This is a genomic window from Aurantibacillus circumpalustris (assembly GCF_029625215.1).
GTDB lineage: Bacteria > Bacteroidota > Bacteroidia > B-17B0 > Aurantibacillaceae > Aurantibacillus > Aurantibacillus circumpalustris.
The window spans coordinates 922,857-935,797 of sequence record NZ_CP121197.1; the positions used below are offsets into that span (position 1 = coordinate 922,857).

Below are 12,941 nucleotides of genomic sequence, written 5' to 3' on the forward strand. Positions count from 1 at the left end.
TCCTAATTTCGTTGCAGAATTTTAAAAAAAGAAATCATGAAAAAATTATCACAACCAAATTTATCAAACGGTATGGAGACTCGCTTTCTGTCCTTACTGAGTTTCTTGCTTTTATTCCTATTTAATGAGGCTTCTGCTCAGGATACCATTTTCTTTAATAACGAATCGGTTCTTGTTGCTAAAATTTCACTTGTAGATACGAAAGAAATAAAGTACAAGAAGCTAAAGAACCCAAATGGCCCGACATACTCCTTGGCAAAATCAGAAATTTCAAAAATCACTTACGCAAATGGTTCAGTTGACACTTTTGATGCAGATGAAGAGCCTGCAGTTGACATCGTTAATCCACTTTTTAATAAACTACCAAGCGACGTTAGTCCTTTAAACACAGATGTTATTATTACAAAAAACGGAAAGGGAATTTATTGTGCGATTAAAATGGCAGATAATTCCAGAATACGTTATCAGATCTTTAGGAGGGGTGCTGATCCAGTAAATACGATTCCACTTGAAAATGTATTGGAATATAGATATAGAGGTGTCATTAAAAAAGTTAACTTATCTAGCACTACTACTAACACTTCAACAGATGATACAGATGACGATTTTGTTTACGAAGAAAGAAGACGCTACGGCGGGCCAAGGATTGGATTAACGACAATAGGACCTGGTGCTTTCAGTGATGTTTTAAATTACGATGGTAACCGAACAACTTATACCCAATTCGGATGGCAGTTTGAAACACGCATGTTTACGACCAAAGAGGGTCTTTCGGGCATGTTAGAGGTTGTTCCGATGATCGGCGGAATGGATATGGGTACGATCATTCCTTCTATTTCGGGCTTAATAGGTTTAAGAACAAAAAATGGAATTGAGTTTGGCTTGGGCCCCACTCTAGCGCTATACGTGAGTCAGAACACATCGTCATCTAGTCTTGGAGTTGTGATTGCAGCCGGAATGTCAATAAAATCGGGGAAAGTAAACTTTCCCATTAATTTAGCTTTCGTTCCCTCAATTAGTAAAAAGAAGGATGTTTTCAATCCTACAACTGGTAACTATGAATCTAAAACTTATGATACCGGATTTAAGCTTTCACTATTGATAGGTTTCAATTACAGAAAACATTAATTAATGAAAACAAATTAGAAGGTGAAAGACATTGGTTAATCATTTAACTTCAACACGGCCATAAAGGCACTTTGCGGAATTTCAACGTTACCAACCTGTTTCATTCGTTTTTTACCTTCTTTTTGTTTTTCGAGTAATTTACGTTTACGGCTAATATCGCCACCATAACATTTTGCAGTTACGTCTTTTCGAATAGCGCTTATAGTTTCACGAGAAATAATTTTAGCGCCAATAGCTGCTTGAATTGGAATTTCAAATTGTTGTTTAGGAATTAACTCCTTTAATTTTTCACAGATTTTTTTGCCGAACACATATGCATTACTTCTGTGTATTAAACACGACAAAGCATCCACTGGTTCGCTTTTTAAAAGAATATCTAATTTCACTAAATCAGAATTGCGCATGCCCGTTGGGTGGTAATCGAAAGAAGCGTAGCCTTTTGAAATAGATTTTAAACGATCGAAGAAATCAAATACCACTTCACCTAAAGGCATTTCAAACACTAACTCTACGCGGTCTGCTGTTAGGTAATTTTGTGTTACAATTTGTCCGCGTTTTTCTATACACAAACTCATTACCGGACCAATAAATTCAGATTTAGTAATAATGTTTGCTTTGATGTATGGTTCTTCTATACGTTCAATACGTCCTGGATCAGGTAAATCACTTGGGTTATTTACAGTAACAACTTCTCCATTTGTTTTGTAAGCAAGGTACGACACGTTGGGAACCGTTGTAATTACCGTCATGTTAAACTCACGCTCTAAACGTTCTTGTACAATTTCCATGTGCAACATTCCTAAGAATCCGCAACGGAAGCCAAAACCAAGAGCTAAAGAAGATTCTGGTTCCCAAGTTAAGGACGCGTCGTTCAATTGGAGTTTCTCCATACTGTAACGTAGCTCTTCAAAATCTTCCGTATCTACCGGATAAATTCCAGCAAATACCATGGGTTTAACCTCTTCAAATCCATGAATACCTTCAAGGCAAGGACGATCAAAATGCGTAATTGTGTCCCCTACTTTTACTTCTTTCGCACTTTTTATTCCTGAAATAATATAACCTACGTCTCCAGTACTTAACTGCGGACGCGGCTCTGGTTTTAATTTTAAAACGCCCACCTCATCTGCGTTATAAAAAGCTCCCGTATTTACAAATTTTACCTTTTCGCCTTTTTTAATAGTACCGTTAATGATTTTAAAATACGCAATAATTCCTCTAAACGAATTAAATACACTGTCAAAAATTAAGGCTTGTAAGGGTGCGTTGGGGTCGCCAACCGGACAGTGAATGCGTTCAATAATGGCGGCTAAAATTTCTTCGATGCCCATGCCTGTTTTTCCACTAGCAGGAATAACTTCTTCGCGTTCGCAACCAATTAAATCAACAATTTGATCGGTTACCATTTCTGGCTCTGCGCTTGGCAAATCCATTTTATTTAAAATAGGAATGATTGTTAAGTCATGTTCGAGCGCTAAATACAAATTAGAAATAGTTTGCGCTTGAATACCTTGTGCGGCATCTACAATTAACAAAGCGCCTTCACAGGCAGCAATAGAACGGGAAACCTCGTAACTAAAATCAACGTGACCAGGAGTGTCAATTAAATTGAGAACGTATTTTTCGCCTTTGTAGGTGTAATCCATTTGAATGGCGTGGCTCTTAATGGTGATGCCGCGTTCTTTTTCAAGATCCATGTCATCTAGCACTTGCGCCTGCATGTCGCGCTTATTAACGGCGCCAGTATATTCGAGTAGACGATCGGCAAGGGTACTTTTACCGTGATCGATATGTGCAATAATACAAAAGTTGCGTATGTTCTTCATTTCTGTTTTTTCTCCTGTTTTTACCACGGAGGCACAGAGAGCGCGGAGGTTCACTAAGTTTTTCTTAGTGTTCTTTCGTGAACTTTTCCGATAGCTATCGGGAGCCTTAGTGGTTTTTCATTAGGGGGCACAAATATACTAAATTGCTGGTAATGAAAGCGGTTGAACTAGTGAATATTACGGATTTTGATGTTATTTTTGCTCTTTTCTAAATTAATATTCAATAAACACTTTTGTCTTTCGATCCTTATAAAATAGATCTCCCTGTTACTGATATTATTTCTCAGGTACGCGATCAATTATCTCAACAAAACACCTTAATTGTAAATGCTCCACCGGGCGCTGGTAAAAGCACTTTACTGCCATTGGCTTTGTTGGAGGAGATTTGGCTGCAAGGCAAAAAAATAATTATGCTGGAACCTCGCAGGCTGGCGGCTAGAACCATTGCCGCGCGCATGGCTTCACTATTAGGTGAAGAGCTTGGACAAACTATTGGCTACCGCATTCGTTTCGATAATAAAGTTGGTCCGAAAACCGTGATTGAAGTTGTTACGGAAGGCATTCTCACTCGTATGTTGCATCAAGATAACGCACTTGAAAATGTGGCGCTCGTCATTTTTGATGAGTTCCACGAAAGAAGCTTGCACGCCGATGTAGCTATGGCTTTGTGCAGAGAGGCACAACAAGTTTTACGTCCTGATTTACGCATCATGGTAATGTCGGCAACGCTTAACATGCCGCAACTCACAGCTCTTTTAAAAGCACCCGTGGTAGTTAGTGAGGGAAAACAATATCCGGTAGAAATTATTTATACAAACGATGCTGATGAGAAACTTCTTCCAGAATTAACAGCGAGAACTGTGGCAAAGGCAATCAGCGAGCACGAAGGGGATGTTTTAGTTTTTCTTCCAGGAGAAGGCGAAATCAGAAAAACAGAAGAGCTACTTAAAAATCAATTAAGTGGCGTGTTAATTCATCCACTATACGGACAGTTACCTCAACAAGAACAGTTCCTCGCAATTATGCCTAATAAGTTTGGGAAAAGAAAAGTAGTATTAGCGACTTCTATTGCCGAAACCTCTTTAACTATTGAGGGAATCAAAATCGTTGTAGATTCTGGTTTTGGAAGGACTTCAAAGTTTGATTCCAAATCTGGTTTATCGCGTTTAGAAACTATTCGCATTTCAAAAGATTCTGCAGATCAGCGAGCTGGTCGCGCCGGACGTTTAAGCGCAGGTGTTTGTTACCGAATGTGGACAAAAGCAACCCACGAAAGGCTAACAGAACATCGCGTGCCTGAAATTATGGAAGCTGATCTTGCTTCTTTGGTGCTGGACATGGCACAATGGGGCGTTTCAGACATTAATCAATTGGCTTGGTTAACGGTTCCGCCTAAGTCGGCCCTAAAACAAGCAACCGATACACTCGAACAACTCGATGCAATTGAAAATAACAAAATAACTGCTCATGGAAAACAAATTCACCGTTTGGCTTGTCACCCGCGTATTGCGCACATGTTGCTCCTTGCAGAAGACTTAAGTGATAAACAATTAGCTACTGACATTGCTGCAGTGTTAGAAGAACGCGATCCTCTTCCAAGAGAATCAGGAACAGATATTAATTTACGCATTGAAGCGCTTCGTCGTTCCCGCAGCAACAACAGTAGCGGACATAAATTTGGACGCATCGAAAAAGTTGCAGCATCTTACCGCAAGATGCTGGACATCTCTTTAAGTAATGGACCTGTAGCTGTTTTTGAAACGGGTCTTCTTTTAGCATACGCCTACCCGGAACGCATCGCTTTTGCACGTCCAGGTAACAACGCACAGTTTCAATTAGCAAACGGTAAATACGCAATGATTGGTCACAAAGACGATCTGGCTCATGAACCCTGGTTGGCTGTGGCTCACATGGACTTACGAGAAGGCCTTGGAAAAATATTTTTAGCAGCACCTCTTAATCCGAAAGATTTAAAATCATTGGTGAAAGAACAAGACGTGATCACTTGGGACACGCGTAAAGGAGGACTCATTGCTACTAAAGAATTAAAAATTGGAAGCATTGTTTTGCAATCTAAGCCTTTACCCTCTCCGAGCGCAGAACACTTAATGGAAGCCATTTCAAACGCCATTAAAATAGAAGGAGAAAATCTTTTGTCCTTTGACGAAAAAATGATCCAACTTCAAAATAGAATTTCAAGTTTAGCGAAATGGAACGAAGAAGAAAATTGGCCGAATGTAACCACAGAAGAATTACTTAACACAAATGAACTTTGGTTAGGTCCTTATCTTAAAGACATTAAAAAACCAGAGGGCCTAAAAAAATTAGACCTCAGCGAAGCTTTATATCATTCCTTAGATTGGGAAAAACAACAGGCATTAAATGTATTAGCGCCTTCTAAAATAGAAGTGCCAAGTGGTTCTAAGATAAACATTCAGTATTTTCCAAATGGCGCAACACCTGTATTGTCGGTGCGTTTGCAAGAAGTTTTTGGTTTAAGCGATACCCCTGTTTTAAATAATGGCAAAACAAAAATAGTGCTGCATCTTTTATCACCCGGTTACAAACCCGTTCAAGTGACCGCAGATTTAAAAAGTTTTTGGAACAATTTATATTTTGAAGTAAAAAAAGAATTGCAACGGCGTTACCCAAAACACTCTTGGCCGGATGATCCTTGGACGGCTGCTGCGGTGGCTAAGGGAAGGAGTCAGAAGAAATAAATATTTGTACTAAATTGGCATACAGCTTATCCCCCTCCTTGAGGGGGTGACCGCAGGGCGGGGGAGGCAATTAAAACAAAACCCAAATGAATAACAACTACTACAACAAAGACCTCAAAAAGTTTGCGAGCGAAAACAGAAAAGAGATGACCAAAGCAGAAGCCTGCTTGTGGAAATATGCTTTAAGAGCAAAACAAACTGGATTCACATTTAATCGTCAGCGACCTGTTCTTAATTATATTACAGATTTTATGTGCAAAGAACTAAAACTAATTATTGAAGTAGATGGATACAGCCATCTGCTGGAAGACGTTATTAAAAACGATATTATTAGACAGCAGAAATTAGAAGAACTCGGCTTTAAAGTCATTCGCTTTAAGGATGAAGAAGTTTTAACTTCAATAAAAAGCGTGAGGGCTGCTATCGCAGAAACAATTGCGCAGTTAAAAACTCCAAGGTAACACTCTTGTGCATTTTCCTCCCCCCTACCCCCCTCCAGAGGGGGATACTGTGTGCCTAAACTCCTTTTCACCTCCGCTCCAAATCCATCTTCTCATCGCCCTCTTTATAGGGCACATAAGTAAAAATAAACTGAAACATTTCTTCCGTTGTTTTCATGCTTTCAACTCCATTGCCTTGCGTGATGCTTTGTGGTGGGTGAAAAGGATTGTTCGGGTTCTTATTCGTATTGTCGTAGGTGCCGTATACATGAATAGTGGTACCGGCCTCCAGCTTAATAGGATGTTTATACGTGTAATAATACTGCCACCTAAAATCCCATTTATTAATTCTGATTAAAGGAATCGTGTCTCCATTTTGCTTTAATGCAAAAGCCCAAAACGCTTTCCCTATTAAATGCATGTGCGGATTTACCGAAAGCACAGAGATAGGCGAAGACAAAGTTGAGCTAGTATGAAATGTTTTTATTTCATTTGGAGGAATAATAAACTCTGGCTCTATCGACGATACACCAAAGGTTCCCAATTGTGTTTCAACGATTCGTCTTTGCAATGGAGTTTTTCGATAGAACACATTTATGTGACTACTGTCTTTTAAATCCAAATTACTCGGACCATAATGTATGTTGTTTAATAAAAACGCTCCATGCTTTTTAAAACGATAGCCACCAACTTCCTTAGGGTAAGCTGGTGGAATAAATCCCGGTAAATAATAAACAACATTAGGCGTTAAGGTTGGAAACTCTGGTTGTTTTTTGTCTGTATACGGAATGTGCATTTCGCTGTAAACATCGTTCAGTTTTGCCCTTGTGTCAGTATGAATCGACTCTCCGGTCATGTAATTAAATTCACGCGCAGGATCATAGCTTATTAAATGCCCATTAACATGATGAATGACTTTTCGTTGATCGGGCACGAACTCAACAAAATCAATAAGCGTGTCTTTCTCTATTTCATATGGAAATTTCATGATTAAAAACTCATCCGTTCCATTTCCTTTTATTGCAAAAGATTTTTGGGCATACACAACTAAGTCTGGTTTTCCAAAATAAGATCCTTTATAAAACTCCAGCGCCTTTGGTTCGGTTAAACTATCGCCGCGCGGAGTATCGCTCTCAACCCAGTTTTTTATTAACCTAATTTCTTTCTCCGTTAAAACTCTTTCTCCAATAAAATGTGTGTAATTGGCATCTGCGGGCCAAGGCGGCATGTAGCGTGTTTGTGTAACAAACTTCATGAGTTTGGCTTTTTTTATGGCGTCTGAATAACTTAAAAGATTAAATGGTCCGCTTTCTCCCGGGCGGTGACAAGGTGTACAATTTTTAAAAACAATGGGGGCAATGTGTTCGCTCCAGGTAGCTTGAGTATTGGCTTCGGAGATTTCTTTGTGTTCTTCATTTTTACATGAAACACAAAACGCAATTAAGCAACAAACAAAAAAACTTCGAGTCATTAAGCCCAAAGATATAATTTCTAATAATTATAATACGGTGAAACCATCAGATATACCACAACGCCCGTTACGGTAACGTACAACCAAATAGGATAACTGAAACGTGTTAATTTTTTGTGTTTCTCGCGTTGATCGGTAAGTCCATAATAGAAAGAAAGCAAAACCATTGGTAAAACAACAATTGCTAAAAAGATATGCGTCAATAATATAACGACGTAAACCGGTTTAATGCCACTCACCGCAGCGCTTTCGGCCGCACTCATTACTCCATCATGATCAACATCGCCGTATTTTGTATCGGGAATAAAATAGTGCGCCGTAACATAACTAAGCAAAAACAAGGTGCTTAAAGCAAATGCCGTTAAGTTTAATTTTTTGTGCAGCTGTATGTTTCTGTTTTTAATTGCCCATAAAGAAATAAGTAACAATACGCTACAAGTGCCGTTAAGAAAGGCGTTCAGAGCTGGCAACTTATAAATGAAGCTAGGAAAAACATCTGGATGTGGTATCCATTTTTGATTCAAAACTGTTACAAGAGCGCAGACCGCAATGGTTGTAATGTAGGTCGTTAATTTAATTGCTTTTTCGTTAGAAACTGATAATAAGGCCATCTTTAAATTTTGCGCTAATTTACACTCTGCGGCCCTTATAAAAAAGAAAAAGACAGGTTATTCGCCTGCCTTTTTAAAAAATGAATCTCTAAATTTATTTCTTAAGCGCGTTCAGTTGCTCCTGACTCACACCGGTAGAAGAATAACCACCATCATGGTACAAATTCTGCATTGTAACCATTCTTGTTAAATCGCTAAACAAACTCACACAGTAATTTGCGCAATCTTCTGCACTAGCATTGCCCAAAGGAGATTGTAATTCGGCAAAATCGTAAAAATCCATGAAGCCTTTAATGCTTGTTCCTGCTTTTGTTTTAGTAGGAGATTGCGAAACGGTATTAATTCTCACCTTTTTCTTTAAACCATAATGATACCCAAAACTGCGAGCAATACTTTCTAACATGGCTTTGATGTCCGACATGTCTGTATAAAAAGGGAATGCACGTTGTGCACCCATGTAAGTTAAAGAAACAATCGACGCCCACTCATTCAGCGCGTCTAGCTTGTAAGCTGCCGCTAACATTTTATGGAAAGAAAGTGCTGAAATGTCAATTCCTTTTTGATAATAATCGTAGTTTAATTCTGTGTAAGGAATGTCTTTACGCATATTCACGCTCATACCGATTGAATGCAAAACAAAATCTAACTTCCCGCCCAAATGCGCCATAGATTCTGTGTAAAGTTTTTCGATTTCTTCCGTGCTTGTTGCATCTGCAGGAATAATTTTAGAACCCGTTTTTTCGGCTAATTTGTTTATTTCTCCCATTCGCATCGCAATAGGAGCATTCGTTAACACAAAAGTAGCGCCTTCTTCGTGCGCGCGTAAGGCAACTTGCCAAGCAATTGAATTTTCATCCAAAGCGCCTGTAATAATTCCTCGTTTTCCTTTTAATAAATTATAAGCCATAAGTTTATTTTATTTCTACAAATATAACAATATCGGGCAAACCGATTTTACAGGAATCTAAATTAAAAAACACTATTAGTCGCTTTTATAATTCTTGTGGAGGTAATATTGGGCAGAGTTATAAAGGCTTTGAGTAAGCGCATATAAAGAATCTGCCCTTTTTCTATTTCCTTCATAAATATTTTCAGAACCGAGCTCTCTATAACGTACCACTTTCTTTTGATCGTCAGAAAACGTATGATAAAAGAAAAGATCATCATCTGTAACAAAACCCAGTTTATCATCTGCACTAAAAAAAACAAATGGCCGACTTTTTTCCAATATATTTTCTCCAAAACTAAAATTAGGGTAGTTTAATTTTAACACAGAAGAAATTGTTCGCACAACATCAGGCTGGTACCCCAAATGATGATTCTCAGAGGCTTGAAGAACCATAGGGCAATGAACAATAAAAGGCGTATGATGGTAGGTGATTGGCATGGCGTATGGGTCGTCCATAATTTGTCCGTGATCACCCAGAAAAACAAAAACCGTGTTTTGATACCAATCTTGCTTTTTCGCTTCTAGCATAAACTGCTGAACGGCCCAATCTGCGTATAGACTTGCGTTCTCCTGAAACGAAGATCCCGAAGGTTTAAAGTCAATATCAACTGGTATATGCCACGGACCATGATCTGTGCCCGTCATCACACAAGCTACAAACGAACTATTTTTTTCGTTTTTATTTATTCTTTCTATTAACTTTTTATAAAGTAGATGATCTGGAACGCCTGTAACTCCAACACTTTCCGTAATACTAAAATCCGATTCGCTTATTATATTTTCGTAGCCGTTGAGTTTAAAAAAGCCTTCCATGTTATCAAACACAGCGTCGTGTGTTGTACAGAAATAAGAATGGTAACCATAAGGTTTTAATAGCGTAGTTAAGGTTGTAAACGGACGTTTAGTGTATTCTCTTAAACCTTGTTCGGTATAAATAGAGGGAAAACCCGTAGTAGTTGAAAATAAACCATTAAACGTATGAATACCAGATGAGAAAAAACGATCAAAAAAAACTGATTCTTTAGCAAGGCTGTTTAAATAGGGCGATAAATTTTTGTGATTGTAATAGCCCATCTTCGACATGTTTAAACTTTCCATCAACACAATAATCACATTCAATTTGTTTATTGAATCAGCGGGCGCTGTCGATACGATTGGTTCATTTAAAACGCCCTCTTTTGGAAAATAATTCAGACTGTAAAAAGCAGAACAGATTTTCAAATCGCTGGCAATGTTCTTTAAATACTCTTTATTTGTTTCTTTTCTTCCCAGACTTTTTATAAGTGTAAAGTTGGCATTCAAGGCAATTTGGTTCACAAAAGCATTTTGACTTACAATGGCCATTCCCTCATGCATGGTGCTTTTAGAAGCTAAGCGTCCTCGTGCGAAAGCGAACAGGATGAATGCCAGTACTAAAAAGAAAAGGAATTTCTTTTTTAATGATGTTGTATTCTCAAGTTTATTCTTAGTGTAGTTCAAAAAAAGTTTCCGAATCAAAATCCAATAAAAAACAAATAGAACAAGAAAAGCTAGTGAAAATCCCCAATAATAAAAGCTACTAAAAATTAACTTTAATGCATACCCCGGAGACAAACTCCAAACCATCACGCTTTTATTAATATGACTGCCAAACTGTGAAAAATAAGGTATGTCCGCACAAGCGATAAAGAGTGCCGGAACACTTACAAGGATCAAAAAAACACGAATACTCAAAAGAATTTTTTTATTCTCTTTAAAAAACTCTATCGTAAATAAAACAAGTGCCGGAAGCAACAATAAATAAGACGCAATAATTAAATCGAATCTTAATCCCATAAAAAAAGCACTAAAATAAACTGAAACAGATTCGTGATTCGTGCTTGGATTATTAAACAAAACAAACAAAACTCTTGTACAAAAAAACAACATAGCAAAAACGCTCATCAATTTTAGTGTGAAAGTAAAAAATGCCGGAATCTCTTTAATTATTTTAATCATTAATTGAGACTTAATAACTCTTTCGCGTTTTTAAGTGCAGACTGGGTTGGATTGCTTGTGCTTAACATTTTTGCAATTTCTGTTACACGCTCATCGTTATTTAATTGTCTGATATAAGAAACCGTTTTATCTTCTTCGTCTTTTTTATAAACGAATAAATGATGCTTTCCCTTACTCGCCATTTGAGGAAGGTGGGTTATGGTAACAACTTGCATGCCGCTTCCCATTTTTAAAAGAATATTTCCAATTTTATCTGCTACGTCACCACTAACACCTGTATCAATTTCATCAAAAATAATTGTTGGAAGTTGTTTCTTAGTTGCCAGCAAGGCCTTCAAACTTAGCATTAAACGTGAAAGCTCTCCCCCACTCGCCACTTTATGCAATTCCTCAAGACTACCACCCTTGTTGGCAGAAAACAAAAACCTCACCTGATCAAATCCATTGTTTCCAATCTCAGAAAGTTTTATAAGTTCGATTTTAAAGTTGGCGTTTTCCATAGATAGATCGGTCAACATTTCTTTTACTTGTTTTTCTATTCCCGCAACTGCTTTGGTTCTATGGCTTGTTAAGTCTTTTGCCATTCTGGCACTAGTCTCTATAGCTTTAGTAATTTCTTTTTTTGTTTTTTCAATCTCACTTTCCAAAGAACCAAAACGACTTAGTTTTTCTTCTATATCCGTTTTAATTTTTAATAATTCGTCTTCTGTTTTAACCGCGTGCTTTTTGAGCAAACGATTTAGCTTATCCATTTTCGTATTAATTTCTTCTAATTTTACATTATCAAAATTTACCTCGGACTCAGCATCCTCTAGTTCGCCCGCCAAATCTTTCAGTTCTATGTAGGCAGAATTAATTCTCTCAAAAAAGGCTTCATAGCTCTTACCGTATTTAGAAATCCCCTGAATAGAAAGTTTTACTTGATTTAAAGAGCTTAATAAATTTATTTCTCCTCCGTTAATTGTATTTGATGCGTTTAACAAATTACTTTTTATTGTTTCAGTATTTTCGAGAGTGTTGCTTTCTTCTTCCAACTCTTTCAGTTGTCCGGGTTTAATCTCCGCCTGCTCTAATTCTTCAAATAAAAACTGAAAATAATCCAATTCTTTGCGCGCTTGTGTTTCCTGCTCTTGCAACTGTTTTAAATTATTATTTAATTTATTAAACTTAGCGAACTCTAATTTGTATTCTTTAAACACTCCTAAACTCCCAGCAAAAGCATCCAGCACTTCTAACTGAAAACTTCCTTGGTTTAATAAAAGCGTTTGATGTTGTGAGTGTATATCGATTAATTTTTCTGAAAGCATTTTTAAGGCGTTTAGACTAACAACTGAATCGTTTAAAAAACTACGTGATTTACCATCGATGCTTATTTCGCGTCTCAGAATAATAGTAGATTCAGAATCCAAATCGTTTTCTTCAAAAAAAGAAACAAGGTCTAGGCCTTTGGCCTCAAACTCTGCTTCAATGATGCATTTTTTTGTTTTATTTTTAAGAGCGGCAAGTTCGGCACGTTTCCCTAGCGCAAGACCTAAAGCTTCCAAAAAAATTGATTTCCCCGCTCCAGTTTCTCCAGTAATTACCGTAAAGTTTCCTGGAAAACTAACATCCATCTCATTAATAAGCGCAAAGTTGCTTATGTATAACCGTTTAAGCATCCGCCAATTTCGCATTAATTCCAATCTTAAAAAATCATTTTATTAAAATGGCGGTTTATATTTTTCAACAACACAACCGTTCCCTCAGTGAAACATGCCACTTATCTTAAAAAACCTACCATTTACTAATTCTAAGTCCTTATTACCCAACTTTCAAGCCC

9 protein-coding genes are annotated in these 12,941 nt (G+C 37.5%); 3 read left to right on the forward strand and 6 right to left on the reverse strand.

Going from position 1 to position 12,941, the window contains the following annotated elements; genetic code table 11:
* Nucleotides 1–36 precede the first annotated feature (36 nt).
* The gene (locus tag P2086_RS03840; protein ID WP_317899112.1) at nucleotides 37–1,128 is read left to right on the forward strand and encodes a hypothetical protein; all 1,092 of its coding nucleotides are present in this window, start codon (nucleotides 37–39) and stop codon (nucleotides 1,126–1,128) included.
* A 35-nt stretch (nucleotides 1,129–1,163) separates the two neighbouring features.
* Here P2086_RS03840 and lepA read toward each other — a convergent pair whose 3' ends face one another.
* Nucleotides 1,164–2,954 carry a translation elongation factor 4 gene (gene lepA / locus P2086_RS03845; protein WP_317899113.1) on the reverse strand — a complete coding sequence of 597 codons (1,791 nt, stop codon included), beginning with the start codon at nucleotides 2,952–2,954 and terminating at the stop codon, nucleotides 1,164–1,166.
* A 233-nt stretch (nucleotides 2,955–3,187) separates the two neighbouring features.
* Between lepA and hrpB the strand changes: the two genes are divergently transcribed.
* Nucleotides 3,188–5,674: an ATP-dependent helicase HrpB gene (gene hrpB, locus P2086_RS03850; RefSeq protein ID WP_317899114.1), complete on the forward strand. Its 2,487-nt coding sequence runs from the start codon at nucleotides 3,188–3,190 to the stop codon at nucleotides 5,672–5,674.
* 86 nt (nucleotides 5,675–5,760) lie between these two features.
* On the forward strand, nucleotides 5,761–6,135 hold the full coding sequence (locus P2086_RS03855; RefSeq protein ID WP_317899115.1) for an endonuclease domain-containing protein: 375 nt from the start codon (nucleotides 5,761–5,763) through the stop codon (nucleotides 6,133–6,135).
* A 67-nt stretch (nucleotides 6,136–6,202) separates the two neighbouring features.
* Here P2086_RS03855 and P2086_RS03860 read toward each other — a convergent pair whose 3' ends face one another.
* From P2086_RS03860 to recN, 5 genes are all read right to left on the reverse strand, one after another.
* Nucleotides 6,203–7,585 carry a c-type cytochrome gene (locus tag P2086_RS03860; RefSeq protein ID WP_317899116.1) on the reverse strand — a complete coding sequence of 461 codons (1,383 nt, stop codon included), beginning with the start codon at nucleotides 7,583–7,585 and terminating at the stop codon, nucleotides 6,203–6,205.
* A gap of 20 nt (nucleotides 7,586–7,605) precedes the next feature.
* A complete protein-coding gene (locus P2086_RS03865) occupies nucleotides 7,606–8,196 on the reverse strand; it encodes a DUF420 domain-containing protein (RefSeq protein WP_317899117.1) in 591 nt (196 codons plus the stop codon).
* A 94-nt stretch (nucleotides 8,197–8,290) separates the two neighbouring features.
* Nucleotides 8,291–9,103: an enoyl-ACP reductase FabI gene (locus P2086_RS03870; RefSeq protein ID WP_317899118.1), complete on the reverse strand. Its 813-nt coding sequence runs from the start codon at nucleotides 9,101–9,103 to the stop codon at nucleotides 8,291–8,293.
* 75 nt (nucleotides 9,104–9,178) lie between these two features.
* The gene (locus tag P2086_RS03875) at nucleotides 9,179–11,122 is read right to left on the reverse strand and encodes an LTA synthase family protein (RefSeq protein WP_317899119.1); all 1,944 of its coding nucleotides are present in this window, start codon (nucleotides 11,120–11,122) and stop codon (nucleotides 9,179–9,181) included.
* Nucleotides 11,122–12,795: a DNA repair protein RecN gene (recN, locus tag P2086_RS03880; protein WP_317899120.1), complete on the reverse strand. Its 1,674-nt coding sequence runs from the start codon at nucleotides 12,793–12,795 to the stop codon at nucleotides 11,122–11,124. Before recN ends, P2086_RS03875 begins: the two co-directional genes overlap by 1 nt.
* Between the last annotated feature and the right edge of the window lie 146 nt (nucleotides 12,796–12,941).

Coding starts and splice junctions, on each gene's coding strand:
- recN (WP_317899120.1), bottom strand. CDS start 12,795: ATGCGAAATTGGCGGATGCTTAAACGGTTATACATAAGCAACTTTGCG.
- lepA (WP_317899113.1), bottom strand. CDS start 2,954: ATGAAGAACATACGCAACTTTTGTATTATTGCACATATCGATCACGGT.
- P2086_RS03870 (WP_317899118.1), bottom strand. CDS start 9,103: ATGGCTTATAATTTATTAAAAGGAAAACGAGGAATTATTACAGGCGCT.
- P2086_RS03840 (WP_317899112.1), top strand. CDS start 37: ATGAAAAAATTATCACAACCAAATTTATCAAACGGTATGGAGACTCGC.
- P2086_RS03875 (WP_317899119.1), bottom strand. CDS start 11,122: ATGATTAAAATAATTAAAGAGATTCCGGCATTTTTTACTTTCACACTA.
- P2086_RS03860 (WP_317899116.1), bottom strand. CDS start 7,585: ATGACTCGAAGTTTTTTTGTTTGTTGCTTAATTGCGTTTTGTGTTTCA.
- P2086_RS03865 (WP_317899117.1), bottom strand. CDS start 8,196: ATGGCCTTATTATCAGTTTCTAACGAAAAAGCAATTAAATTAACGACC.
- P2086_RS03855 (WP_317899115.1), top strand. CDS start 5,761: ATGAATAACAACTACTACAACAAAGACCTCAAAAAGTTTGCGAGCGAA.